This window comes from Actinocatenispora sera, from assembly GCF_018324685.1.
In the GTDB taxonomy this organism is placed as follows: Bacteria; Actinomycetota; Actinomycetes; order Mycobacteriales; family Micromonosporaceae; genus Actinocatenispora; species Actinocatenispora sera.
Window position 1 is genome coordinate 5923893 of record NZ_AP023354.1, and the last position, 24440, is coordinate 5948332.

24 protein-coding genes and 1 pseudogene are annotated in these 24440 nt (G+C 73.9%); 8 read left to right on the forward strand and 17 right to left on the reverse strand.

All coding sequences use genetic code 11. From position 1 onward, the window contains the following. Positions 1-71 precede the first annotated feature (71 nt). The 3 genes from Asera_RS27835 to Asera_RS27845 all read right to left on the reverse strand — a co-directional run bounded on the left by Asera_RS27835 (position 72) and on the right by Asera_RS27845 (position 3227). The gene (locus Asera_RS27835) at positions 72-965 is read right to left on the reverse strand and encodes a carbohydrate ABC transporter permease (protein WP_244844051.1); all 894 of its coding nucleotides are present in this window, start codon (positions 963-965) and stop codon (positions 72-74) included. Then, positions 962-1783 carry a carbohydrate ABC transporter permease gene (locus Asera_RS27840; RefSeq protein WP_244844052.1) on the reverse strand — a complete coding sequence of 274 codons (822 nt, stop codon included), beginning with the start codon at positions 1781-1783 and terminating at the stop codon, positions 962-964. The genes Asera_RS27835 and Asera_RS27840 overlap by 4 nt, the downstream gene beginning before the upstream one ends. A 139-nt stretch (positions 1784-1922) precedes the next feature. Beyond that, positions 1923-3227, reverse strand: coding sequence for an ABC transporter substrate-binding protein (locus Asera_RS27845; RefSeq protein ID WP_211255443.1), 1305 nt, complete (start codon positions 3225-3227; stop codon positions 1923-1925). 216 nt (positions 3228-3443) lie between these two features. On the opposite strand from Asera_RS27845, the pseudogene Asera_RS33360 reads away from it, so the two are divergent. The 3 genes and pseudogenes from Asera_RS33360 to Asera_RS27855 form a co-directional block, all read left to right on the forward strand. Further along, positions 3444-4463, forward strand: a pseudogene (locus tag Asera_RS33360) (glycoside hydrolase family 3 protein); the annotation flags it as partial. A 95-nt stretch (positions 4464-4558) separates the two neighbouring features. Beyond that, entirely contained in the window at positions 4559-5884 is a 1326-nt protein-coding gene (locus Asera_RS33365; protein WP_244844053.1) for a glycoside hydrolase family 3 C-terminal domain-containing protein, read from the forward strand. A gap of 52 nt (positions 5885-5936) precedes the next feature. Then, positions 5937-6980: a LacI family DNA-binding transcriptional regulator gene (locus Asera_RS27855; RefSeq protein WP_051801490.1), complete on the forward strand. Its 1044-nt coding sequence runs from the start codon at positions 5937-5939 to the stop codon at positions 6978-6980. Between the two features lie 74 nt (positions 6981-7054). On the opposite strand, the gene Asera_RS27860 is transcribed toward Asera_RS27855, so the two are convergent. Next, complete coding sequence (locus Asera_RS27860; protein WP_030444220.1) at positions 7055-7252, reverse strand: hypothetical protein; 198 nt, start codon at positions 7250-7252, stop codon at positions 7055-7057. A 566-nt stretch (positions 7253-7818) separates the two neighbouring features. Between Asera_RS27860 and Asera_RS27865 the strand changes: the two genes are divergently transcribed. Beyond that, a complete protein-coding gene (locus tag Asera_RS27865) occupies positions 7819-8604 on the forward strand; it encodes an SAM-dependent methyltransferase (RefSeq protein ID WP_030444219.1) in 786 nt (261 codons plus the stop codon). 104 nt (positions 8605-8708) lie between these two features. On the opposite strand, the gene Asera_RS27870 is transcribed toward Asera_RS27865, so the two are convergent. Both Asera_RS27870 and Asera_RS27875 read right to left on the reverse strand, forming a co-directional pair. After that, entirely contained in the window at positions 8709-9881 is a 1173-nt protein-coding gene (locus tag Asera_RS27870; RefSeq protein ID WP_157034593.1) for a WD40 repeat domain-containing protein, read from the reverse strand. Between the two features lie 253 nt (positions 9882-10134). Beyond that, a complete protein-coding gene (locus tag Asera_RS27875; protein ID WP_030444217.1) occupies positions 10135-10383 on the reverse strand; it encodes a winged helix-turn-helix domain-containing protein in 249 nt (82 codons plus the stop codon). 170 nt (positions 10384-10553) lie between these two features. On the opposite strand from Asera_RS27875, the gene Asera_RS27880 reads away from it, so the two are divergent. Beyond that, positions 10554-10799, forward strand: coding sequence for a hypothetical protein (locus tag Asera_RS27880; protein WP_030444216.1), 246 nt, complete (start codon positions 10554-10556; stop codon positions 10797-10799). A 54-nt stretch (positions 10800-10853) separates the two neighbouring features. Here the strand turns inward: Asera_RS27880 and Asera_RS27885 are convergent, their stop codons facing one another. Both Asera_RS27885 and Asera_RS27890 read right to left on the reverse strand, forming a co-directional pair. After that, positions 10854-11927: a GH25 family lysozyme gene (locus Asera_RS27885; RefSeq protein WP_030444215.1), complete on the reverse strand. Its 1074-nt coding sequence runs from the start codon at positions 11925-11927 to the stop codon at positions 10854-10856. A gap of 200 nt (positions 11928-12127) precedes the next feature. Continuing rightward, positions 12128-12964 carry an NAD-dependent protein deacetylase gene (locus Asera_RS27890; RefSeq protein WP_212804828.1) on the reverse strand — a complete coding sequence of 279 codons (837 nt, stop codon included), beginning with the start codon at positions 12962-12964 and terminating at the stop codon, positions 12128-12130. A 37-nt stretch (positions 12965-13001) separates the two neighbouring features. Between Asera_RS27890 and Asera_RS27895 the strand changes: the two genes are divergently transcribed. Further along, positions 13002-13985, forward strand: coding sequence for an SAM-dependent methyltransferase (locus tag Asera_RS27895; protein ID WP_211255442.1), 984 nt, complete (start codon positions 13002-13004; stop codon positions 13983-13985). Between the two features lie 137 nt (positions 13986-14122). Here the strand turns inward: Asera_RS27895 and Asera_RS27900 are convergent, their stop codons facing one another. The 7 genes from Asera_RS27900 to Asera_RS27925 form a co-directional block, all read right to left on the reverse strand. After that, complete coding sequence (locus Asera_RS27900; protein ID WP_030444212.1) at positions 14123-14581, reverse strand: hypothetical protein; 459 nt, start codon at positions 14579-14581, stop codon at positions 14123-14125. A 5-nt stretch (positions 14582-14586) separates the two neighbouring features. Further along, positions 14587-16134, reverse strand: a complete 1548-nt coding sequence (locus Asera_RS27905; protein WP_212804739.1) for a DUF58 domain-containing protein — start codon at positions 16132-16134, stop codon at positions 14587-14589. Next, a complete protein-coding gene (locus tag Asera_RS33370; RefSeq protein WP_030444209.1) occupies positions 16131-17090 on the reverse strand; it encodes an AAA family ATPase in 960 nt (319 codons plus the stop codon). The genes Asera_RS27905 and Asera_RS33370 overlap by 4 nt, the downstream gene beginning before the upstream one ends. 38 nt (positions 17091-17128) lie before the next feature. After that, entirely contained in the window at positions 17129-17620 is a 492-nt protein-coding gene (locus tag Asera_RS33375; RefSeq protein ID WP_244844054.1) for a hypothetical protein, read from the reverse strand. Next, positions 17617-18588 carry a DUF4129 domain-containing protein gene (locus Asera_RS27915; RefSeq protein ID WP_157034592.1) on the reverse strand — a complete coding sequence of 324 codons (972 nt, stop codon included), beginning with the start codon at positions 18586-18588 and terminating at the stop codon, positions 17617-17619. Before Asera_RS27915 ends, Asera_RS33375 begins: the two co-directional genes overlap by 4 nt. A gap of 111 nt (positions 18589-18699) precedes the next feature. Next, the gene (locus tag Asera_RS27920; RefSeq protein ID WP_051801484.1) at positions 18700-19530 is read right to left on the reverse strand and encodes a nucleotidyltransferase domain-containing protein; all 831 of its coding nucleotides are present in this window, start codon (positions 19528-19530) and stop codon (positions 18700-18702) included. A gap of 308 nt (positions 19531-19838) precedes the next feature. After that, positions 19839-20909: a LacI family DNA-binding transcriptional regulator gene (locus tag Asera_RS27925; RefSeq protein WP_030444205.1), complete on the reverse strand. Its 1071-nt coding sequence runs from the start codon at positions 20907-20909 to the stop codon at positions 19839-19841. Positions 20910-21015: 106 nt separating this feature from the next. On the opposite strand from Asera_RS27925, the gene Asera_RS27930 reads away from it, so the two are divergent. Further along, the gene (locus tag Asera_RS27930; RefSeq protein ID WP_035295084.1) at positions 21016-22257 is read left to right on the forward strand and encodes a DegT/DnrJ/EryC1/StrS family aminotransferase; all 1242 of its coding nucleotides are present in this window, start codon (positions 21016-21018) and stop codon (positions 22255-22257) included. Further along, a complete protein-coding gene (locus tag Asera_RS27935; protein WP_030444203.1) occupies positions 22254-23000 on the forward strand; it encodes an SDR family NAD(P)-dependent oxidoreductase in 747 nt (248 codons plus the stop codon). Before Asera_RS27930 ends, Asera_RS27935 begins: the two co-directional genes overlap by 4 nt. Before the next feature lie 128 nt (positions 23001-23128). Here the strand turns inward: Asera_RS27935 and Asera_RS27940 are convergent, their stop codons facing one another. Together Asera_RS27940 and ku are read right to left on the reverse strand one after the other, a co-directional pair. Then, positions 23129-23341 (reverse strand): hypothetical protein, encoded by a 213-nt coding sequence (locus Asera_RS27940; RefSeq protein ID WP_051801482.1) that lies wholly within the window; start codon positions 23339-23341, stop codon positions 23129-23131. Continuing rightward, a complete protein-coding gene (gene ku, locus Asera_RS27945) occupies positions 23338-24423 on the reverse strand; it encodes a non-homologous end joining protein Ku (protein ID WP_030444201.1) in 1086 nt (361 codons plus the stop codon). The genes Asera_RS27940 and ku overlap by 4 nt, the downstream gene beginning before the upstream one ends. Positions 24424-24440: the final 17 nt, after the last annotated feature.

The window sequence follows — 24440 nt, forward strand, 5'->3', positions numbered from 1 at the left end:
CCGAAGCGGCAGCGGGTCCGGCGGCCGAAGCGGCAGCGGGTCCGGCGGCCGAAGCGGCCGACGGTAGCGGGTCACCGGCTGAAGCCGGCGGCGAGGCCGCGGAGCAGGTGGCGGCGGCCGAACAGGTACAGGGCGAGCATCGGCAGGGCGGACAGCACGACGGCGGCCATCAGGCCGGGCACGTCGGTACCGTGCTGGCCCTGGAAGTTCCACAGCCCCAGCGGCAGCACCCGCCAGCGCGAGCTCTGCGTCAACACCAGCGGGAACAGGATGCCGTTCCAGGCATTGAGGCCGGACACGATGCCGACGGTGATCAGCCCCGGCCGCGACAGCGGTACCACCAGCTGGAGAAAGACGCGGCCGTTGCCGGCGCCGTCGAGCTCCATCGACTGGTACAGCTCGTCCGGGATGTCGCGCAGCGAGCTGGTCAGCACCACGATCGCCAGCGGCAGTGAGAACGCCGCGGTGGGCAGCACGATCGCGGTGAGCGAGTCGTACATGCTGAGCCGGGTGATGATCAGGTAGACCGGGACGATCACCGCCTGCGCCGGGATCGCCAGCCCGAACAGGAAGACCGACAGCCCGGCACGAACCAGCCGGCTGCGATTGCGCACGATGGCGTACGCGGCCGGCAGCGCGGCGCCGAGGGTGAGCAGGATGGTGGCCACCGTGACGATGGCGCTGTTGCGCAGGAACCCGCTGAAACCCAGCCGCAGCGCCCGGCCGTAGTTGTCCAGGCTCAGGTCGGTCGGCACCGGCAGGGCGCCGTTCGACAGGTACGCGTCGGCCGGGCGCAGGCTCGTCACCACGATGAAGTAGACCGGGACCGCCACCACCAGCAGCCACAGCACCAGCGCGACCGCGGCCGGCACCCGGCCGCCCAGCTTCCCGCTCGCCCGCCCGGCCCGGGCGAGGCCACCCGGCCGCCTGCGACGGGCGGGCAGGGGACGACTGCGGCGGTTCACAGCCCCTCCCGGTCGCTGTCCATCCGGGCGAACCCGCTGGCCCGCACGATCAGCACGGACAGCCCCGCGCCGACGACCACCAGCAGCAACGCCAGCGCGCTGGCGTAGCCCATGTCGAAGCCGACGAATCCGGTGCGATACATGTGCAGTGGAAGCACCTCCGTGGCGTCGCCCGGACCACCCCCGGTCAGCAGCAGGATCGTCTCGAAGTACGTCAGCGAACCGACGATCATCAGTACCGAGGAGGCGACGACGGTGTGCCGCAGCTGCGGCAGCGTCACCGCGACGAACTGCCGGACGCGGGTGGCACCGTCCAGCGCGGCCGCCTCGTACAGCTGGGTGGGGATCTGGCGGGCGGCACCCTGGTAGATCAGCGTGTGGAACGGCACCCACTGCCAGGCCAGCACCGCGACCACCACGTACAGCGCGCGGTGCGGGTCGCCGATCAGGTTCGGCGACGGGATGTGCAGGGCGTTGGCGAGCGCGGCCGGCGCGCCGAAGTTCGGATCCAGCAGCGCCTGCCAGCTCAACGCGATCGCCGCGAGCGACAGCAGCAGCGGCAGGAAGAACACCGCCGACAGCACCGCCCGGTGCCGCTGCGGGCCGGCCGACCAGACCCCCAGCAGCAGCGCCAGCGGCGTCTGTACCACCCAGGACACCACCGTGAGCAGCAACGTGATGCGGATGCCGTGCGGTACCTCGGTGTCGTGCACCAGCGCCCGCCAGTTGGCCAGGCCGGCCCAGTGCGGCGCGCCGAGCCCGTTCCAGGCGGTCAGGCTCAGGTAGGCGACCACGACGATCGGTAGCAGCGCGAACACGGCGAACAGCACCCCGGCCGGGGCCAGCCAGCCGATCCCCGGCCGCTGCCGGGACGTCGCGGAACTCGCGCCCCTCCGCGGGAAGGGGCGCGTCGCCCGCCGGCCCGCGCTTCCGCCGGAAGCACCGCGTCGCCGGTACTCATCCCGCGGCGTCCATCGCCTTGACGAAGCCGGCCGGGTCGAGCTGCTTGACGAACAGCTTCTGCACGTTGGTGTTCACCGCGGCACCGGCCGACGGCGACAGCGCCTGGTCCCAGGCGAGCTGGAAGTGCGGCGCCGCGGAGACGAGGTCGTAGCAGAAGGTGGCGAAGTCGGCGGCCTTGCTCGTGGCCAGCTTCGACTTGATCCCGTTCACCGGTGGGATCTCGCCGATGCCGATCATGGCACCGATGTACGCGTCGCTGGCCAGCGTGTCGAGCAGGAACTTCGTCGCCTGGCGCACGTGCTTGCCGCCCTTGACCACGGAGAAGTAGTTGGTCGGCACGCCGACCACGTTCTTCGCGTCGCCCTTGCCGCCCGGTACCGAGGGGAACGGCACCCACCCGAGTTGGTGCCCCGAGACGAACTTCGGGCTGGACGACACCTGCGTCTGGTACTCCCAGGAGCCCATCACGTGCATCGCGCACTTGCCGGTGGCGAGCAGCTTCGACGCGGCCTGGTTGTCCGAGCTGACCGACGGGTAGTTGGTGCCGAAGGCACCGCGCTCGACCAGCTGCACGCAGTGCTCGGCGGCGGCCCGGATCGCCGGGTGCCGCCAGGCGCCGGGCTTCTTCGCCACCAGCGCGTCCACCACCTCGGGACCGCCGATGCGGTCGGTGAAGTACATCAGGTAGATCAGCTCGGTCCAGCCCTGCGCGCCGGCGAGCGCGATCGGGGTGATCTTCTTGCGCTTGAACAGATCCACCAGCGCCAGCAGTTCAGGGTAGCTGGTCGGCGGCTTCGCACCGGCCGCGGCGAACACCTTCTTGTTGTAGAACAGCACCTCCGGCTGGATGCCGGACATCGGCAGCCCGTACTGCTTGCCGCCGAGCGCGGCGCCGGCGAGCACGCTGGGCAGGAACGACTTCGCCACGGCCGGGTGGTCGGCGAGCGCGGAGTCCAGCGGCTGCACCTGGCCGGCATCGACGAACTGGGCGAGGTTGCCGCCACCCCAGTTGAAGAAGATGTCCGGCGCGTTCGGCGAGCCCATCGCCACCTGAAGCTTCTGCTTGTACGGGTCGTTGACGTACGTGGTCATCTTGACCTTGACCGAGGAGCTGGCGTTGAAGGCGTCGATCCGCTTCTTCAACACCGGGTTCTCGGTGTCGCTCTGCAGCACCCACAGCTGGATCGCGTCGCTGCCGCCGCCGGCCGGGCCGGAGGTGCCGCAACCGGCGACCGTGACACCGGCGGCAGCCGCGCCGGCCAGACCGAGTACCGAGCGTCGGGTCATCCGCATGGTCATGTCTCGCCCTCCCGCGGAGTGGGCCACCCACCGTCCGGCGGGCGTGACGAACATCCGAAAACTCTCCGAAAGTTTCGGATCGCTCGTAAGCTACGACGGGTCGAGCGATCGGTCAATACCTCGCCATCATCCGGTTCTGCCGGTATGTTGAGTCCGGCTTGCTCTCGGCACCGCTCCGAAACTTTCGGGCCGGTGCCCGCGGTCGGAAGGAGTCGGATGACCACCTGCGACAAGGACGTCGAAACGACGGCATGGCGCGACGCGTCGCTTCCCGTCGCCGAGCGGGTGGCGGACCTGCTTGCCCGGCTCACCCCGGCCGAGAAGATCGCCCAGTTGTACGGGGTGTGGGTCGGCGCGGACGCCGACGGTGCCGGGGTCGCGCCCTACCAGCACGACCTCGCCGACGAGCCGGTCGACTGGCCGGCGCTGATCCGCACCGGGCTGGGCCACCTGACCCGCCCGCTCGGCACCGCACCGGTCGAGCCGGCGCGCGGCGCCGCGGCGCTCGCCGCCGCGCAGGCCGAGATCGTGGCCGCCGGGCGGTTCGGCATCCCCGCCATCGCGCACGAGGAGTGCCTGTCCGGGTTCACCGCCTGGGGTGCCACCGTCTACCCGACGCCACTGGCCTGGGGTGCGAGCTTCGACGCCGAGCTGGTCGAGCAGGTCGCCGCCCGGATCGGTACCGCGATGCGCTCGGTCGGCGTGCACCAGGGCCTGGCACCGGTGCTCGACGTGGTCCGCGACCCGCGCTGGGGCCGTACCGAGGAGACCATCGGCGAGGACCCGCACCTGGTCACCGCGATCGGCACCGGGTACGTGCGCGGCCTGCAGTCCGCCGGCGTGATCGCCACCCTCAAGCACTTCGCCGGGTACTCCGCCTCCCGGGCCGGCCGCAACCTCGCGCCGGTGTCGATCGGACCGCGCGAGCTGGCCGACGTCGTCCTGCCGCCGTTCGAGGCCGCGGTGCGCGAGGCGGGCGCCGGCTCGGTCATGCACTCGTACACCGAACTCGACGGGATGCCGGTTGCCGCCGACCCGGCGCTGCTCACCGGGCTGCTGCGGGACCGCTGGGGATTCACCGGTACGGTCGTCGCCGACTACTTCGGGGTGTCGTTCCTGGAGACGCTGCACGGGCTCGCCGCCGACCCGGCGGAGGCGGCCGGGCTCGCCCTCGCGGCCGGCGTGGACATCGAGCTGCCCACCGTGCGCTGCTTCGGCGCCCCGCTGCTCGCCGCGCTCGCCGCCGGCCGGGTGCCGGAGTCGCTGATCGACCGGGCCGCCCGCCGGGTGCTGACCCAGAAGTGCGAGCTCGGCCTGCTCGACCCCGACTGGTGCCCCACTCCCCCGCGCTCGGCCACGGTTCCGCGGCCCGGTCGGAGGCGGACCCCGCGCCGGATGCCGCCGACGGCGGCCCGGTCACCGACCCGGGTGCGGGCACCCGGATCGACCTCGACGGCGCGGCAGATCGCCGGCTGGCGCGCCGGCTCGCCGAGGAGTCGGTGGTACTGCTGCGCAACGCGCACGGCACGCTGCCGTTGCCGCCGGCGGCGCGGATCGCCGTGGTCGGGCCGAACGCGGACGATCCGCGGGCGATGTTCGGCTGCTACTCGTTTCCCAACCACGTCGGCATCCACCATCCCGACGTACCGATCGGCATCCCGGTCGAGTCGTTGCTCGGCGCGCTGCGGGCCGAGCTACCGGACGCCACGATCCGGTACGCGCCGGGCTGCGAGGTCGACAGCCGCGACGAGGCCGGGTTCGGCGCGGCCACGGCACTCGCCACCGGCGCGGACGTGTGCGTCGCGGTGCTCGGCGACCGGGCCGGACTGTTCGGCGGCGGTACCTCCGGTGAGGGGTGCGACGTGGGCGACCTGCGACTGCCGGGCGTCCAGCACGAGCTGCTCGCCGCACTGGTCGCGACCGGTACGCCGGTGGTGGCGGTGTTGCTCGCCGGCCGGCCGTACGCGCTGGACGAGCTGGACGACCGGCTCGCCGCCCGGATCCAGGTGTTCTTCCCCGGCGCGGAGGGCGGGCCGGCGATCGCCGGCGTGCTCTCCGGCCGGGTCTGCCCGTCGGGACGCACCCCGGTGTCGGTGCCGCGCCGACCGGACGGGCAGCCGACCACCTACCTGGCGCCGCCGCTCGGCCACCGCACCGAGGTGTCCAGCGTCGACCCGACCCCGCGGTACCCGTTCGGCTCCGGCCTGTCCTACACCCGCTTCCGGTGGTCGGACGTGCAGGTCGACGGCCGCGCGCCCGGCAGCGAGCCGGTGCGCGTCGCGACCGACGGCACGGTGCAGGTGTCGGTACTCGTACGCAACGTCGGCGACCGCACCGGCACCGAGGTGGTCCAGCTGTACCTGCACGATCCGGTCGCCGAGGTGACCCGGCCGGTGGTCCGGCTGATCGCCTCGGTGCGGGTGCCGCTGGACCCCGGCCACGCCGCGCGGGCCGACTTCACCGTGCCCGCCGAGGCCGCCGCGTACACCGGTCGCGACCTGTACCGGCTGGTCGAGCCGGGCGACCTGGAACTGCGGCTGTCGACCTCCAGCGCCGACCACCGGCACGCCGTGGCGCTGCGGCTCACCGGCCCGCGCCGCCGGCTGGACGACCGCCTGCCCGGCGCGGTGGTCGCCCGGGTCGAGGGAGCACCATAGCCTGCGACAGCACGGCCTGCACGGAACAACCCGCGACGGCAGCCCCACGGCGATGCCGGCACTCGTCTGCGAAGGAGGCAGCGTGGCCGACGACTCCCGCGTCACCATCACCGCGATCGCGCATGAGGCGGGCGTGTCCGTACCCACGGTGTCGCGGGTGCTCAACGGCCGGTCGGACGTCGCACCGGACACCCGCGAACGCGTCGAGCAGCTCCTGCACGAGCGGGGGTACCGGCGGCGGCAGTCGCGGTCCCGACCCGCGGCGGGCCTGATCGACCTGGTGTTCAACGACCTGGACAGCCCGTGGGCGGTGGAGATCCTGCGCGGGGTCGAGGAGGTCGGGCACGACGCCGGTACCGGAACCGTGGTGTCGGCGCTGCACCGGCGCACCGGCCCGACCCGTCAGTGGTTGAAGAGCCTCCAGGACCGCTCCACCGACGGGGTCATTCTCGTCACCTCCGACCTGGAGCCGATGCTGCAGGCCGAGCTGCACCGGCTGGATGCACCGGCGGTCGCGGTCGACCCGGCCGGGACGCCGGCGCTGGACGTCCCGACCGTCGGCGCGACCAACTGGGCGGGCGGGTTGACCGCCACCGAACACCTGCTCGCGCTCGGGCACCGGCGGATCGGGCTGATCGCCGGGCCGCCGCGGCTGCTGTGCAGCCGGGCCCGGCTCGACGGGTACCGGGCCGGGCTGGAGTCGGCCGGCATCGCGGTCGACGACGCGCTGATCGCGCCCGGCGACTTCTACCACGAGTCCGGATTCCGCGGCGCCGACGCGCTGCTCGACCTGCCCGATCCGCCGACCGCGATCTTCGCCGCGAGCGACCAGATGGCGTTCGGGGTGTACGAGGCGGTCCGCCGCCGCGGCCGGCGGGTACCGGACGACATCAGCGTGGTCGGCTTCGACGACCTGCCGGAGGCCCGCTGGGCCAGTCCGCCGTTGACCACCGTGCGCCAGCCGCTGGCGGACATGGGCCGGGTCGCGGCCCGCACCGTGCTGCAGCTCGCCGCCGGTCAGGCACCGGACAGCCGCCGGGTCGAGCTGGCCACCGAACTGGTCCGGCGGGAGAGCACCGCACCGCTGGGCCGCTGATCGTCCTCCGGCGGTCGCCGGCCCGGAGCCCCACCCGGCGTCGGCGATCCGCCGGATCGCGCGCGGGCGAGGGTTCAGCGGTACAGGGTGCGCATGCTGACCTCGTCGCCGCCGCGCCGGGGCGTGGTCGGAGCGGCGCGGGCGTACCGCCGGGCGGTGGCGTCGGCGTAGCGGCGCAGCCGCCGCTCCGTGCGCCAGGCGCTGTACAGGACGACCGTCGCCGCGATGTCGATGCACAGCAGCGTCACCAGAAGCACGATCGCGAGCCGCATCTGCAGACCCTCCCGAGGTGACCGCCGACGCGTGGGGATGGCGCGGGGCGGCTGGCGCTCATCGGGGCGGATCGGGCCGTGCGCGGTCCGGGTCGGCGGTGCGCACCGGTCGCTCCGGTACGGCCGGCGATCGCATCGGCGGGGTCGCTTCGATGGGCGTCGGTATGAATCGCGCGGCGGCGGGGGCGCGTCGACAGGCTCGGCACCGAGTCGTTCGGGCCCACCCGCGCCGGGGCGTTGGAGTCGGCAGCTTAGTACCAGATGCGCTGGGTGACCAGCGACTTGCCGGCGATCCGGGCGAAACCCGCCCGAAGATCACGTTTGGTGGTCACCACCGCGCCGCGTCGTCACCGTACCGGATCCGCCAGGATCCGGGCGCAGCCGTCCGGTCGGGTGGCGCGTGTATCCACCGCGCGCCGGGCGCGGCTGGGGTGTGTCCGGCGCGCACCTCGGGGGCGGGGTAGGTGGGGCCGCGGGCCGTGGCGCGAACGGCCCGCGACCCCACCCGGCCGCCCGCGAACGGCCGCTACCTGGCGGCGGATGTCCGGCTCGGGCATGCTTGCGCCATGGCGGACAGCGACGAGGAGCGGCCCAATGCCGCCCGGATGTACGACTACTTCCTCGGCGGTGCGCACAACTTCGCGGTGGACCGGCAGGCGGCCGAGGCAGCCCGGGCCGCGTTCCCGGCCCTGCCGGAGACGATGCGGGCCGGCCGGGCCTTCCTGCGCCGTGCGGTGCACTTCCTGCTCGACACCGGGATCGACCAGTTCCTCGACCTGGGCTCCGGCATCCCGACCGTCGGCAACGTACACGAGATCGCCCGGCTGGCGAACGTGCCGGCACGCGTCGTGTACGTCGACGTCGACCCGATCGCCGTCGCGCACTCCCGCACCCTGCTCGCCGACGAGCCGGCCACGGTGATCGTCGACCGCGACGTCCGCGACGTCGCCGGGGTCCTGGCCGATCCGCAGACCCGCCACACGCTCGACTTCGACCGGCCGATCGGGCTGCTGTTCAACGGCGTGCTGCACTTCGTCCCGGACGCCGACGACCCGGCCGGGCTGGTCGCCGCGTACCGGCAGGCGGTGGCGCCCGGCAGCTACCTGGCGATCGGGCACGCCACCGGCACCCGGCGCAGCGCCGACGGCGAGGCGGAGATCGGCCGGGCCCGCAAGGTCTACTCCGACGCGGGTGAGCGGGTCAGCCTGCGTGGCCGGGACGAGATCGCGGCGCTGTTCGCCGGTACGACGCTGGTCGAGCCGGGCGTGGTCGAGGTCGACCGGTGGCGGCCGGACGAGGCCACCGAGGCGTTCGGCCTCGCCGGCTACGCCGGCGTCGCCCGCATCGACTGACCACCCGCACGCCGGCGACACCGCCAGCGCCACGATCGCCGCACCGGTCGTCGTGCCGCGATCGCCGCACCGGTCGTCGTGCCGCGATCGCCGCGGCGCGGAGGCTATGCCGGCATCGCCCGGAGCGACGTACCGCCCGCACCGCGGCGCCGGCGGTACCAGAGCGCCCCGACCGCGCACAGGATCGCGACGAGCAGCGCCACCCCGCCGACGACGGTACGCAGCCACCAAGCGGGCGGCGGCCCGTAGTCGGCGGCGGCACCGGTCACGGCCAGGTGCCGCGAGTCGATCAGCGCAACGGCGACGTCGTCGAGCGTGGCGCCGGCCGGCACGGTACCGATTCGCCGGACGGTACCGGTGTGCGCCAGCGGTTGCCGCAGCAGCGCCCCGCCGTCGGTGACCAGCAGGGTCTGCGCGTCGGCCCAGCCGACGAACCGGGCGTGCTGGTCGCCGGGCGGCGCCGGGGGTGTGTCCCCGCTGCCCGGGTCGGTGGACGCGAAGTGCACCGACCGGCCGTCCGCGCCGGCCAGGGCGAGCCAGCGGCCGTCCGGCGACCAGGCGTGCGGCCCCGCGAGCGTGCCGCCGATGTCGGGCAGCCGACCGGCGAGCACGCCGCTGCTGTGCGCGACCTGGATGTCACCGCCGACCTGCACCGCGATGCTGCCGCCGTCCGGGGAGAACGCTGCGCCGCGGGCGGTGCCGGTCGCCAGCGGCACGCTGGTGCCGGCCTTCGGGTCGAGCAGGACCACGCTGTCCGGGCCGGAACCGGCCGCGGTCACCGCGCAGACGATCCGCGTGCCGTCCGGAGCGAACGCCAGCGCGCGCACCCGCCTGGCACCGTGGATCCGGTACGAGCGAACCGATCCGTCGCCGAGCCGGACCAGCCGCAGCACGTCGTCGATGCCGCCCACCGCGACGCTGCGCCCGTCCGGGCTGAGCAGGCCTTCCCCGTCGGTGTGCCCGGTGAACACGTGCCCGCCGAGCACGCTGCGGTAGTCGGTGCCGTCCGCACCGATCACGAGCTGCCCGGAGTCGCCGTACCCGACGAGCGCGATCGCCGCCCCCAGCGGCGCCCGCCGCACCGACGAGGCGGTCGACGACCAGCCCCCGACCGTACGGGGAAAGGACGGTCGCCGCGGCGCCGGCTGCCGCCCTGGATCGGCCGCCAGCCACGGCACCAGCACCAGCGCCACGACCACCACCAGTACCCCGGCCGCCACGAGCAACGGAGTCCTGACCCGCCGAGCCGCCGCCGGCGCCTGCTCAACCAGTTGCATTGCCCCATCTTGCCCGGATCAACCCCCACGAGTGACCCCGCATCCGCCCACGGTCCACCGGATCAACGCCGGCGCCACCAGGGGGCCGCCTCGGTCTCTCGCCTGCGTCGCAGCGGTCCGCGACCGACGCCGGCTACGCCTGTCCCTACTTCGCCACCAGGACCGCACCGACGAGGAACAACCCCAGCACGACGAGCGAAAACGCATCACCAACGGCTCTGCTCACTCGCCGGCCCTCATCAGCACACCACGGTCAGGAATCGGAGTCTCGGTCGGCCGACTTGACCACGTAGACGGCCACGCCGGGGAGGATCTTGACCACGCCACGATCGGCCAGCAGGCGCAGGGCGTGCCGCAGCGTGTTCCGGCCGACGCCCAGATCCCGGGACAGCTCGATCTCGCCGGGCAACCTGACCGGCCACTCGCCCGACTCGATCCTGGCCTCGATCACGTCGGCCGCCTGCTCGTACTTGTAGCGAGGGACGTCACCGGAGATCTCCATGAGGCCATGGTCGGTGTCCAGAAGGGCCGAGGCTCGTTGGTCAGCGGCAGGTAGCTCCTAGGAGTTTCTGGACTCGGATGGGAGCGGAGCGTAGAGTCCACGGCCAGCAGACACTCCCGCGAGCAAGCAAGAGCGGCTCGCTCGCGGCACCAGCCGAAAGTAGGTCCAGCATGGGTCAGGGAATCGTCCACCGCACGGTCAAGGTCCCGCCGGCAGGCTCGCAGGTCTTCATCTCCCCCGCCGCCGGAGTCCACGGCCAAGGGAGTTTCTGGGGACTGCTCGTCTCCAGCACCGATGGGCTGGTCGACGACCACGCGTACCTCAGGGTCTGCCGAATCGAGGATGTCGACGGTGACGCCACCGTTCGGACGTTCTACTGCCAACTGTCCGGGCTGCTCGTGAAGGATGCCGAGTGACTTCTGGATGGCCCTGGTCCGGTCCGGGGCGCGATGTTCGCGCAGTGAGGGCGGTCAGGTGGCGCGTTGGGCGACGCGGAGGCTGGCGCCGGCGAGTACCGGGGCGGCCCGGTCGGTGCCGCCGCCGTCCGGGAAGATCGCGACGTCGAAGTAGAGGTGCTGGCCGTGGTGCGCGTAGCGGCGGACGGGCACGTTGACGTACTGGTCGCCGGTGGTGCAGACGCCGTCGTCGAGCACGTCGATGCCGACGATGCGCTTGGACTTGTTGTGCGTGGTGTCCCAGTCGTGGACCACCAGCCGGGTCTGGTAATGGTCGCCGGGCCTGGTTCCGGTGATCCGCAGCAGGAGCACACCATCCACATAGGACGAGACCGGTGCGACGTAGCCGGGGTAGGTGCCGTCCGCGTGGGCGTGCCCGGGATCGGCGTACTCCTTGCTCCACCGGATGAGGGTGAAGTCGCCGAACGACAGCGTGGTGTCGCTCGCGCCGAGGCTGGTCTCGATCATCTGCTCCTCCTCGTCGACCAGCTGCCGCAGTGCGGCCAGCGAGCCGGCGTACTCGTTGGTGTCACCGATCGACGGCCGCGCGTCGTACTGCAGGATGGTGAGCTTGTCGTAGCCGCCGTAGCCGGCGACCCAGTCGCTGTGCCGCACGTTCTCGGCCTTGCCGACGTAGCCGCGGTTCGGCGCCGCCCACAGCCCGCCGAAGCCGAGGCTGGCCACGTTCCAGCCGCGCGGCCGCAGCCACCAGTCACCGGTGTAGAACAGGATCGGCGCACCGCCGGTACGCGAGTCCCAGCGGTGTTTGAACGCCTTCACGTCGGCCCATCCGGCGTCGGCCTCGCAGTCGAGCTGCCACAGGAATCCGCGCAGCTCGTGCCCGAACAGCGTCCGGGCGCGCGCGATGAAGTGGTCGGCCTGCCCGGATCCGTTGCCGGAGCGCACGTAGTGGTAGCCGCCGAGCACCGGCAGGTGCCGGCTGCGGGCGAACGCCAGGTTGTGCGACGCGTACGGATCGGTGTAGGTGGTGCCCTCGGTCAGCTTGTGGCACAGGAACGAGGCCGCCACTCCGCCGAACCCGGTGAGGTTGCCCTGGTGGTTCGAACAGTCGATCCCGTACAGGGTCATGACGACCCTCCGCCGCCGGTGTCCATCGTCCCGCTCCCCCACACTGTCGACACGGAGCCAACCGTACTCAACGACAAATAGCTATTAAGTAGCCTATGTCCGATAACGAAGGGCGGCGAGTCGGAGCACCGGGCAGCGACGACGATCATCCGATCGGTTACCCGCAGCGCACCGGAGGGGCTCGACCCCGTGGCGGTGACTCAGCCGCAGCCGAGGCGGGTGGTGAGTTCGGTGAGCGCGTCGCCCAGCGGCCGGTCGACGCGGACCGCGGCGAGCGGGTCACCGCGGGTCTCGCCGCGGTTCACGATGACGATGGGGATGCCGCGCTTGCCGGCGTGCCGGACGAACCGCAGGCCGGACATCACCGCGAGAGACGACCCCAGTACCAGCAGGGCCTCGGCGGTGTCCACCAGGCGGTAGCAGTGGTCGACCCGGTCGCGCGGCACGCCCTCGCCGAAGAACACCACATCCGGCTTGAGTACCCCGGATCCGCAGACCGCACAGTCGACCAGCCGGAACCGGCGCACCTGGTGCTCGGCCAGCTCGACGTCGCCGTCCGGGTTGACCCGCCCGGCCGCCGCGGCGAAGTCCGGGTTCGCGGCGCGCAGCCGGCGCTCCAGCTCGACCCGGTCGCTGGTGGCGCGGCAGTCCAGGCAGATCACCCGGGACAGGCTGCCGTGCAGTTCGGTGACCTCGCCGGCGCCGGCGGCCTGGTGCAGGCCGTCGACGTTCTGGGTGATGATCCCGGTCAGCCGGCCGGTGGCCTGCAGCGCCGCCAGCGCGCGGTGCCCGGCGTTCGGCGCGGCGCCGGTGATGGTGCGCCAGCCGAGATGGCTACGGGCCCAGTACCGCCGGCGGCCGTCCACGCTGCCGACGAACTGCTCGTACGTCATCGGGGTGTGTCGCCGTAACGTGCCCGATTCGCCGCGATAGTCCGGGATTCCGGACTCGGTGGACAGCCCGGCGCCGGTCAGCACCAGCACGTTCCCGGCCTCGACCACCTCGGTCAGCTCGGTCAGGCTGGTCGTCGCCGGCACGGCGTTCCCGGTCGGTGTCCAGGTCAGGGTGGGTCGGATGCGCACGATCGCAGCCTACGTCGGTCCGCGCGCAACGCACCCGGTCGAACGCCGGTCGCTCGATGGGCGCCCGTTGCGACGCGGGCACACAGGGAAGTGGCGTACGTTGCTGCCCAGCAGGGCCGACCTGGAGGACGAGATGGCAGCCGACCGGCACGACACGCCGACACCGCCACCCGGCGCGGTGGACATGTCAGTACCCAACCCGGCCCGGATCTACGACTACCTGCTCGGCGGGGCGCACAACTTCGCCGTCGACCGGGAGACCGCCGATCGGGTGATGGCCGCGGGCAGGGTCGGCCCGAAGATCGCCTGGGCGAACCGGTCGTTCCTGCGCCGCAGCGTGCGGTACATGATCGCGGAGGGCATCGACCAGTTCCTCGACCTCGGCTCCGGCATCCCGACCGCCGGCAACGTGCACGAGATCGCGCAGGCGACCAACCCGGCGGCCCGGGTGGTGTACGTGGACAGCGACCCGGTCGCGGTCACGCACGCCCGGCAACTGCTCGCCGGCAACGACAACGCCACCATCCTGGACGCCGACCTGCGTGACACCGACGCCGTACTGCGGGCCGCCGACGCCACCGGCCTGGTCGACCTGTCCCGTCCGGTCGGCATCCTGCTCGTCGCGGTCTTCCACTTCATCCCGGACTCCGCCGACCCGGCCGGCATCCTGCACCGCTACTGCGACGTCGCCCGCGGCGGCGGTCTGCTCGCCCTGTCGCACTACACCGACGAGGCGTACACGGCGGAGAAGCGCGAGCGGTCCCGGATCGGCGTGCAGGAGTACCAGCAGCGCACCAGGACGGCGCCGGTCCCGCGCAACGGCGATCAACTGAACGAACTGCTGGCCGGGCTCGACGTGGTCGAGCCCGGCATCGTCTGGGCGCCCGAGTGGCGACCCGACCCCGGCGACGAGGTACCCGACGACCCGTCCGAGACCGAGATCCGCGCCATGGTCGCCCGCATCCCCGCGCACTGACCTTGGGCGCGGCGTCAGCCCGCCGACGCCACCGGCCGGCCGCTCGCCGACGCGACGTGGCCGGCACCCCTCGCACCGGCCACGCCACGCGGCCTCGCCGCCGGCACACCCGGTACCGGCCACACCCTGCGGCGCATTCACGGCGCCAGGGCGAACCAGCCGGCGACCGCGAGGGCGGCGGCGCCCACGGCGAACAGCAACACCGAACCCGGTACCGGCAGGGCTTCCAGCGCCACCAGGACCAGCACCGTGGCAAGCACGGCGGCCACCGGGCGGCCGCGGCGGTGCAGCCAGGGCCGCAGGCCCGGCCAGTGGTCGTCGGCCGCCTCGGCCGACAGCAGGTACCCGGTCAGCGCGAACCCGCTGCAGCAGCCCAGCAGCGCGCCGGCCAGCGGCGAGGACGCGCCGGCCACCGCGAGCCCGCCCAGCAGTACGCCCTGGACCGCGGTCAGCGTCACCGCGACGGCACGGTGCCACAGCGCACCCAGTACCAGGGTGAGGGCGCCCGTGATCAGCAGCAGCCGGCCGCTGGCCGGCCCGAACAGGGCCGGTACCACCAGCAGCACCGCACCGGTGAGCAGTTGCGCGACCCGCACCGCCCTCACCGCGACCGCCCCCGCGGCGGCATCCGGCGGGCCAGTTCCAGCGCCGCGGACAGGCTCGCCGGCTCGGCCGCCGGCAACGTCATCCCGCCCAGCTCGGCGATCTCGCGCGCCACGATCGCCCGCTCCGAGCGCCACAATCGCAGTGCCGCCCCGCCCGGAAAGGACTCGCCGGCCGCCCGGCCGGCCCCCAGCGCCCCGGCCCCCGACCCCGCACCCATCGCCGGCCCCGCCGGCCCTGCACCCATCACCGGCCCCGCCGGCCCTGCACCCATCGCCGACCCCGCCGGCCCTGCACCCATCGCCGACCCCGCCGGCCCTGCACCCATCGCCGACCCCGCCGGCCCTGCACCCATCGCCGACCCCGCCGGCCCTGCACCCATCGCCGACCCCGCCGGCCCTGCACCGATGGCCGGCTCCGCCGGCAGCGTGTCCAGGACCAGCATGGCCATCCCCCGCTCCCCGAGCCGCTGAACGACCTCGAGGATGCGGTCGGACAGCAACGGCGTCAGCAGTACCACCAGGGCGCCAGGCGGCAGCGCCGGCAACGGGATGCGCGGCGGGCCGGCGATCGGCACCTCGCGGTCCCGGCGTACCGACAGCACCGAGTCGACGATCGGGTACAGGGTGCGCCGGCCCAGGCCGACCGGCAGCCACCGCAGCAGGCCGGACAGCGTCACCACGCCGACCCGGTCACCGATCGCGAGCCACGACTCGGCCAGGCTCGCCGCGGTCCGCACCGACACGTCCAGGCTGCTGCCGCCCGGCGGCCCGACGTCGGAGTACCCGTCGATCATCAGCACCACGTCGGCCAGCCGCTCGGCATGACGCAGCACCACGTGCGGTCGCCCGTACCGGGCGCTCGACGCCCAGTGCACCAGCCGCACCGGGTCCCCCGCCTGGTACGGGCGGATCCCGGCGAACTCGACACCGGTACCGGTGCTGGCGACCACGTGCTCGCCGACCAGCTGCGGCAGCCGGGCCGGGCGCGGCGGCGACGCCGGCGGCGCCGTCTGCGGGTAGATCGTCAGCTCGCCCAGCGGTACCCGCAGCCGGGCCCGGTCCAGGCCGCCCGGCGCGAGCAGCGTCACCAGCGCGGTACCGAGGTCCAACCGGGCCCAGCGCCGTGGGACCAGCGCGAACCTCAGCACGGTCGACGCGGTCTGGACTGCGACACCGTCGTTCGGCCCGTCCACCGGAAGGTCGTCGCCGAGCGTCACCGACAGCTGGTCGACCGGTACCGGCAGGGTCAGCCGCACCGAGAGGGTCACCGTGTCGCCCTCGATGCAGCGTGGTGGATCGAGCGACACCGTCGCGGTCAGCGTGTCCGGCCGAGCCCGCCGGGAACGCAGCGCGAGCAGCAGCAACGGCGGCGCCGCGAGCGCGAGCGCCGCCGCGTGGTCGACGATCAGCGCGACCACCACCGCCGCGACCGCGAGCACGCCGAGCCGGGCGGCGGCAAGCGTGCGCCCGAACCGTACCGGCAGGCTCACCGGCGCGGCGACCGTCGCTTCCGGCGATGTGGCCGGTCCGGGTGAGTCGGTCATCCGGCCCGGTCCAGCCGCGGTACCGGGACCCGGTCGACGATCTCGGCCAGGATCTCCTCGCCACCGATCCGGCGCGCCCACATCTCCGGGCGCAGCCCGATCCGGTGCGCCAGGGCCGGTACCGCGAGCGCCTTGATGTCGTCGGGCAGCACGTAGTCGCGGCCGGCGAGCAGCGCCGCCGCCCGGGACGCGGCGAGCAGCGCGAGGCAGCCGCGGGGACTCGCGCCGACCTGGACCGAGGGATGCATGCGGGTGGCGTCGACCAGCGCGACGATGTAGTCGACCAGGTCCCGGGCCACCTCGACGCGCTCCACCGCGGCCCGCATGCCGCGCAGCGTGGCCGCGTCCAGTACCGGATCGAGCCGCACCTCGGGGGTGTCGCGGGCCAGCCGGGCGACGAGCAGGTCGGCCTCCTGCGGCGGCGCCAGGTAGCCGATCCGCACCCGCAACAGGAACCGGTCCAGCTGGGCCTCCGGCAGCGGGTAGGTGCCCTCGTACTCGATCGGGTTGTCGGTGGCAAGCACCAGGAACGGGTCCGGCAGCGGGCGGGCCGTGCCGTCCACGCTCACCTGGTTCTCCGCCATCGCCTCCAGCAGCGCCGCCTGCGTCTTCGGCGGGGTGCGGTTGATCTCGTCGGCAAGCAGTACCTGGGTGAACACCGGGCCGGGGCGGAACGTCAGCTCACCGGTGCGTTGGTCGTACACGGTGGCGCCGAGCAGGTCGGCCGGCAACAGGTCCGGGGTGAACTGGACCCGGGTGAAGTCCAGGCCGGTCACGGTGGCGAGCGACCGGGCGATCAGCGTCTTGCCCAGCCCCGGCAGGTCCTCCAGCAACAGGTGGCCGCCGGCCAGTACGCCGGTCAGGATCAGCCGCAGCACGTCGGACTTGCCGATCACGGCGCGGCCCAGCTCGGTCTGGACGGCATCCAGCCGCTCGGCGATCCGCGGCCCGGTCAGCGCCGGTACGGCGGTACCCGCCCGGCTGTCGGCGACGCTCACAGGGACTCCAATCGGTCGATCAGGCGAAGCAGGACGGTACGGCCGGGAGCCCGGTCGGTGGCCTGCGGTGCCCGCGCGGGGCACACGTACGGCCAGAGGTCGGCGCCGATCGCGGCGCACGCGGCGGGCTCGTCGTCGAGGTCGATGCCGCGGTCGGCCAGCGCCGCACCGAAGTGTCGCCGTAGCAGCCGCCGGGTGCTCGGGTCGTACCGGGCGTTCGGTGTCGCCGCCCAGGACAGCTGCCCCTCGATCGACCGCAGCGAGCCGTACCCGGCCAGCGGGTCGGGCGCATCCGCCTCGGTACGGGCCGGCGCCCGCTCGCCGCGGCCGGCCAGGACCCGGCCGGCGTTCCGCTCGCGCAGCCCGACCACCACACAGATCACCACCACGGACAGCATCGAGACCACGCCGAGCCGGCCGCCGAGCGCGTACCCGATGCCGACCGCCACGACGGCCGCCGCCCCGGTACCGGACACCGCCGCCCTCACCGCGATGCACCCCCATCACCCGGTCCCGACTGCCGCGGTGTCTCCGCATCGGTCGGGGCCGGGTTACCGACCGGCCCGCCAGCACGGTCCGTGCCGTCGGGTTGCGCTCGGCCCGCGGGCGGGTCGGCGCGATGCCGGTCCAGCTCGGCCAGCACGTCGTCCAGGGCGCGGCCGGCGGCCACGGTGGCCCGCTGGTGCAACGGATGTGCCGAGTAGCGGGCCTCGCCGAACAGCGCGACGAGTTCGGCGCCGCCGCCGTCGGCGCGCAGCAGTCCGGCGTCGGCGGCGCGGCGCAGCACCTCCGCCGGGGTGTCGGCGGCGGCCGGTGCGCCGGCGCCGGCCGCGAGCGACTGCTCCATCGCCCGGTAGCAGGCCAACACCGCGCCGCGCGGATCGTCGGTGGCGGCCAACGCGATCCGGCCGGCGCGTGCCGCGGCGCGCAGCGCGTCCGGCTCCGGCGACGTGTCGACGCCGCGTACCGGGCGGCGGTCGGCGCGCGGTCGCAGCAGCACCGCGACCGTGACGGCGATCGTCACCACCAGCAGGGCACCGACCAGCACCACCCAGAGCGGCGGTGCGGACGCCGCATCGTAGGGCTTGGGCTTTCCTGACCCGGCGGCGCCGGGCACGCGAGGGTGCTCGTCGCCGCCGGACAGCAGGGTGTAGACGGCCACGCCCGCCATCAGCAGCAGGCCGAGCCCCATCGCGATCAGCAGCCCCGGCGGGATCGGCAGGCGCTGTCGGTCGTCCGCCCGGGCGGTCTGCCGGCGGTGCCGGACCAGCCGGGACACCGCGATCGGCGCCGACCCGGCCAGCACCAGGAAGCCGGCGGCCAGCACCTGGAACTGCAGCGTGCCGGGCTCGATGCCGACCGGGTTGTGCGCATCGGCGCGTGGAGCCCGTCCGGCGGCCAACCCGACCGCCGCAACGGCCAGCAGGGCCACCACGGGCAGCAATCGGCCAGGCACGGAAACGTCAGCCTTCACACCCTCTCCGACGCCGGAAGGGGCAGCGGCGTTGACAGCGTGACCGGATCGAGACCTGGTCGTGTCGCCCGGGCGACTCCGCAACCGGCGCCGCTAGGCGCTCAGCGCCACACCAAGCTCGCGGTCCAGGTGTTCGCGCAGCGCAGCGAGCATCTCGGCCGGCCACGGCGTACCGCTGCGGTCGGCCAGGGTACGGGCCAGCGGCAGGAACAGGTCGGCCACGGCGAGGTGCACCGCCAGTACCGACTCTCGGGTGGCGGCGATCGGCGGCAGCGCGGCCAGCTGGGCCAACCGGTCCGGCGGCAGCAGCCCGCGCAGGTGCAGCGCGCCGCCGGGGTCCGGCGCGGCGACCTCCTCGACCATCAGCTGGATCAGCAGGGTACGGGCCAGCCCGGCACCGGAGGCGCCCACCACGTACTCGTCGCGCCCGAGCACGACCGGCAGCAGGCCGAGGATGCGCAGGAACTCCCGGGTCAGCCGGCCCACCGTCGCCGCGGACGGCCCGGCCGAGCTGGCCGGACCCCCGAGCCGGGTGGCCAGATCGTCCCGGTCGAACAGCGGCAGCAGCCCGTCGGCGGAGCGTTCGGACAGGTCGCCGGGGTCGACGAAGGAGGCGTCGAAGCGCAGCCAGCCGTCGGTGATGTGGTTGACCACCGCGGTACCGAGCCGCTGGGTGTGCACGATCGACGCGACCGAGTCGGCCAGCCCGGACCAGTCGTCGAGCAGTCCCGGCCGGTCGGCGTCGGCCACCGCGACCAGCACGTCGAGGTCGCTGTACCGGTCACCGGCCCCGCGGCCGAGGCTGCCGGTCAGCCATGCCGCCCGGATCCGCTCGTCGGCCCGCAGCGCGGCCGTCAGCCGTTCCAGCAGCGCATCGCGATCGGTCTGTCCCTCGGCCGTCGCGGCCGCTTCCGGAACCTCCACCGTGCCTCCCACGGTCGCCCCGGCGACACGGCCCCGTCCGGCCGCGCGGCACCTGCCTGGTCCCGAGCCGAGCCCTGTCGAGACCGTAGCCCCGCCACACCGCGCGCCCACACGCCGGGTGCCACGCCCGTGCCACGGCGACCCTAGGGCCTGTTTCGGAGTCCCGCGTGCCGGCTGCGGCGGCCCCGTTTGCCCACTTGCGGCGTTGTCGGACAGCCCGTGTGCAAGCCCGGCACACGAACTGCCCTCCGCCTTGCGAGCAGACAAACGCGACTCGCCTCGCTCGGCCGGGGGCCCCGAAACAGACCCTAGCGGGCTCGGCGTGCCGGTGCGGCGGACGAGGCGCGGACCACGAGCGCCACCGGGAGCGGCGGGGGTTGGTGCGGGCGCCGGCCGGCGCGCAGGTCGGTGGCGAGTTCGCTGGCCAGCCGGCCCTTGGCGACGAGGTCCTGCCGGACGGTGGTGAGCGGTGGATCGGCGGACGACGCGGTCGGGGTGTCGTCGAAGCCGACGACGGTGAGCTGCCCGGGCACGCGCAGGCCGAGGCGGCGCGCGGCGTCCAGCACGCCGGCGGCCAGCTCGTCGGACAGGCACAGTACGGCGGTGGGCGGCGCGGCGCCCGACAGCAGCGCGGCGGCGGTGTGCGCGGCGGCCGGTCGGGAGATGCCGGCCGCCGCCCAGACCGCGGGCGCGATCCCCGCCTCGGCGAGCACCTCGCGGTAGCCGGCGTGCCGTTCCCGGTCGACCCGGTACCGGCTGGTCAGCGCCTGCTCGGCGGGGACCGGGCCGGCGGCGGCGCCGGCCCGCAGCGGGGTACCGAGGATGGCGACGTGGCGGTGGCCCAGCTCGACCACGTGCCGGGCCGCGGCGGCCGCGCCGGCCCGGTCGTCGGTGCGCACCAGCGCGGCACCGCGGCGGGCCGGCCCGTCCAGCACGACCAGCGGTAGGCCGCGCTCGCGCACCACCCGCAGCACCGGCGCCCGGTCCGGCAGCGAGTACGCCACCGCGCAGTCGACGTGCGCCTCGCGCAGCTGGGCCGCCGCGGCGTCGCCACCCGGTACCAGCAGCAGCGCGTCGCCGGCCGGCGCGACCGCGGTGGCGAGCGCGTCCAGGGTGATCGACAGTGCCGGGTCGGAGAACGCCGCGGAGACGCTCGCGTCCAGCAGGAACGCGAGCGCGCCGGCGCGCCGGGCGGCGAGGCTGCGCGCGACCGGGTGCGGTCCGGCGTAGCCGAGCCGGCGGGCGACCCGCAGGATCTCGCCGCGTAGCGCGGCGGACAGCTGGTCGGGCCGGTTGTACGCGTTGGACACGGTCGCCCGGCTCACCCCGGCGGCGGCGGCCACGTCGTCGAGCGTGGGGCGGCGCGGTGGCTCACTCACGCGGGCCAGCCTACGAGACGCGCCGGCCCCGTGCCGGGAATCCCTGGACGCTTCTGAAGCGCTTCAGATACGATCGCCTTGCCCGCACACGCCAAGGGGGTGCCCGATGAGCTTCACCGTTCCGTACAGCGGGGTGTCCAACAAGCTCGGCGAGGCCGAGATCGCCGCGGTCGTCGACGCGCTGCGGTCCGACACGCTGGCCATGGGTCCGCGCGGCGCGCAGTTCGAGCGCCGGTTCGCCGACCGGATCGGCGCCAAGCACGTGCAGGCCACCAGTTCGTGCACCACCGCGCTGTTCCTCGCCGCGCAGCTGCTCGGGCTCGGCCCCGGCGACGAGGTGATCACCACCCCGCAGACGTTCTGGGTCACCACCTGGCCGCTGCAGGCGCGCGGCTGCGACATCCGGTTCGCCGACATCGACCCGAACAGCCTCACCCTGGACCCCGCCACCATCGAGCCGCTGATCACCGAGCGCACCCGGTCGATCTGGGTGGTGCACCACGGCGGCCAGGCCACCGACATGGACCCGATCATGGCCCTCGCCGACCGGTACGGGCTGAGCGTGGTGGAGGACTGCGCGCACGTGCCGGGCGGCACCTACCGCGGGCGGGCGCTCGGCACCATCGGCGACCTGGGTTGCTTCAGCTTCCACTCGCTGAAGAACATGACCACCGGCGAGGGCGGCGCGCTGGTGACCGACAACGACCGGTACGCGGAGATGGCCCGGGCGCTGGGCACCATCCACACCTGGGGCGACACCGTGCCGCGCCGCGAGGAGCGCATCGGGCCGTACGCGCGGCCGGCGTACTACCGGGACGCGCACGTGCGCTCCTCGTACACGGTGGACTACCGGGACGGGCGCTACCTGGTCGGCAACAACTACCGAATGAGCGAGCTGTCCGCGGCGCTGGGCATCGCGCAGCTGGGGCGGCTCGACGAGCTGAACGACCGGCGACGCGAGATCGCCGCCCGGCTCGACGACGGGCTGCGCGACGTGCCCGGGATCGGCCTGCAGGTCGAGCAGCCGTACGCGCACCACATCTACCACCTGTACACGCTCTTCTACGATCCGGCGGTGATCGGCGCGCCGAAGGACGACTTCCTGCGCCACCTGCAGGAGGTGGAGGGCATCGAGATCGTCCTGCGGTACTTCCCGATCCACCTGCTGCCGGAGTTCCGCGCCGCCGGCCACTCCTACGGCGAGTGCCCGGTCGCCGAGCGCACCTACTTCGAGCACCAGGTGCAGCTGCCGATCTACCCGCACCTGACCGAAGCGCAGATCGACCACATGATCGGCGCGGTACGCCGCGGCGTCGCGGCGCTGTCCAGCGAACGGAGCCCGCGATGACCGAGCAGAACAGGGTGGCGCTGGTGACCGGGGCGTCCCGCGGCCTCGGCGCCGCGATCGCGACCGCGCTCGCCGCGGAGGGTCGTGCGGTGGCGGTCAACTACGCGCACGACACCGCCGCGGCCGACGTGGTGGTCGCCGGCATCGAGGCCGCCGGCGGCCGGGCGGCGGCGTTCCGCGCCGACGTGACCGACGCGGCCGAGGTGGCGCGGCTGCACCGGGAGGTCGTCGCCGAGCTCGGCGAGGTGGACGTGCTGGTGGCCAACGCGACCGGGCCGCAGCCGGAGATCGGGGTCGAGTCGTTGACGGTCGACGACCTGCTGGCGCAGCTGCGGTTCTTCGCGGTCAGCCCGCTGCTGCTGGCCCAGCAGGTACTACCGGGCATGCGCCGGCGCCGCTGGGGCCGCATCGTGCAGATCGGTTCGGAGGTGTTCGAGCTCGGCACGCCCGGTTCCAGCGCGTACGTGGCGGCCAAGGGCGCGCAGCTGGGCCTGACCCGGTCCTGGGCGCGCGAGCTCGGCGGCACCGGCATCACGGTGAACCTGGTCGCGCCGGGCTTCATCCCCACCGAACGGCACGTCGACGTGGCCGACGCCGAGCGGGACCGGTACGCCCGGGGTGTACCGCTGGGCCGGTTCGGCACCCCCGGTGACGTCGCTGCGGCGGTGGCGTACCTGGCCTCGGACCGGGCCGGATACCTGACCGGGCAACGCATCGCGGTCAACGGCGGGAACACCCTCTGAGCCACTTCGGGCACGCCCCAGCGTCCTCGGGCCGGCGTACCGGGCCGGCGAGGTGGGTCGCCCGGTCGGCGTTGCCGGGCGAGCTCCGGTCTGGTGCTGACACCTCGGCGCGGCTGCTGCGCCTGCCGTCAGGGGGCCGGCGCCCAGGCGCAGCGACAGGCGACCTCGACGCAGTCGACCACGAGCAGGTGCTCGGCCGCTCCCCCGGTACAGGCGGCATCGGCCAGGCACTCCTGGCTGCCGTCCGGGTGGCGGACCAGCGTGCCGTGACAGTGCCGCCAGCCTCGCTCGCAGTCGGCGCAGCGCCCGGCGCGCGCCACCCGGGCGGCGCGCGCGGTCACGACGCCCTCCGGCGCGCCTTGCCGACCGTGGCGATCAGCTCGTCACGGCGCATCGTGGAGCGGCCGGGCACGTCCAGCTCGCGCGCCAGCTTGCGCAGCTCACCGGTGTTGAGATCGGACAGGGCGCCGTCGCCGCCCCGCCGGGATGCACCGGAGCCACCGCGCGAACGGCTCGATCCGCCGCGGCCGGAGCCGCGCCCGCCCGACCTCGTGCCGCCGGAACCCCTGCCGCCGGAGCGCTTTCCGCCGGAAGGCTGTCCGCCGGAGCGCTTGCTGCCGGACCGCTTGCTGCCGGCGCCCTTGCCGCTGGAGCGTTCGACGCTCGCGCGCAGTGCGGACATCAGGTCGACCACCTTGGTGTCCTCCGGCGGCTCGGACTCGCCGACCACCTCGGACCCGGACCGCTTGGCCTCGACGAGCTCGTCCACCCGCTCCCGGTACGTGTCGTGGTACCGGGACGGGTCCCAGTCATCGGCCATCGCCTCGATCAGGTCCTCGGCCATCCGCAGCTGCTTGCCGTCGACGTCGTCGGGATCGGGCAGGTCGCCGACCGTCTTCCCGGCGTCGCGCACCTCGTCGTCGAAGTACAGCGTGGACAGCGTCAGGACCGGCCCGGCCGGCCGCACCAGCGCCAGGTATTCCTTGCTGCGCAGCACGAACGTACCGACCGCCACGCGCCGCTGTTCGGCCAGCGCGGCAAGCAGCAGCCCGTACACCTTCTGGTCGTCCTCCCGCCGCGGGCCGAGATAGTACGACTTCTGGTAGAGCACCGGGTCGATCTCGTCCTCGGCGACGAACTCGGAGATCTCCAGCGAGCGCGACCGGCCCGGCGCCACCGACTCCAGCTCGTCCGGCTCGAACAGCACGTACTCGTTCTTGTCGACCTCGGCACCGCGGACGATGTCGTCGTAGTCGACCTCGTCACCGGTGCGCTCGTTCACCCGGCGGTACCGGATCCGGTCGCTCGTGCCGCGCTGGAACTGGTTGAAGTGCGGGCTGCGATCCTGGGTCGCCGAGTACAGCGAGACGGAGACGTTCACCAGCCCGAAAGACAGCGTGCCGGACCAGATCGGCCGTGCCATCGCGGTCCCCCCTTCCG

Bases quoted from the DNA above. Each gene is read 5' to 3' on its own strand.
- Asera_RS27845 (WP_211255443.1), bottom strand. From the start codon at position 3,227: ATGACCATGCGGATGACCCGACGCTCGGTACTCGGTCTGGCCGGCGCG.
- Asera_RS27855 (WP_051801490.1), top strand. From the start codon at position 5,937: ATGCCGGCACTCGTCTGCGAAGGAGGCAGCGTGGCCGACGACTCCCGC.
- Asera_RS27860 (WP_030444220.1), bottom strand. From the start codon at position 7,252: ATGCGGCTCGCGATCGTGCTTCTGGTGACGCTGCTGTGCATCGACATC.
- Asera_RS27865 (WP_030444219.1), top strand. From the start codon at position 7,819: ATGGCGGACAGCGACGAGGAGCGGCCCAATGCCGCCCGGATGTACGAC.
- Asera_RS27870 (WP_157034593.1), bottom strand. From the start codon at position 9,881: ATGCAACTGGTTGAGCAGGCGCCGGCGGCGGCTCGGCGGGTCAGGACT.
- Asera_RS27875 (WP_030444217.1), bottom strand. From the start codon at position 10,383: ATGGAGATCTCCGGTGACGTCCCTCGCTACAAGTACGAGCAGGCGGCC.
- Asera_RS27880 (WP_030444216.1), top strand. From the start codon at position 10,554: ATGGGTCAGGGAATCGTCCACCGCACGGTCAAGGTCCCGCCGGCAGGC.
- Asera_RS27885 (WP_030444215.1), bottom strand. From the start codon at position 11,927: ATGACCCTGTACGGGATCGACTGTTCGAACCACCAGGGCAACCTCACC.
- Asera_RS27895 (WP_211255442.1), top strand. From the start codon at position 13,002: ATGCGCACGATCGCAGCCTACGTCGGTCCGCGCGCAACGCACCCGGTC.
- Asera_RS27905 (WP_212804739.1), bottom strand. From the start codon at position 16,134: ATGACCGACTCACCCGGACCGGCCACATCGCCGGAAGCGACGGTCGCC.
- Asera_RS27930 (WP_035295084.1), top strand. From the start codon at position 21,016: ATGAGCTTCACCGTTCCGTACAGCGGGGTGTCCAACAAGCTCGGCGAG.
- Asera_RS27935 (WP_030444203.1), top strand. From the start codon at position 22,254: ATGACCGAGCAGAACAGGGTGGCGCTGGTGACCGGGGCGTCCCGCGGC.
- ku (WP_030444201.1), bottom strand. From the start codon at position 24,423: ATGGCACGGCCGATCTGGTCCGGCACGCTGTCTTTCGGGCTGGTGAAC.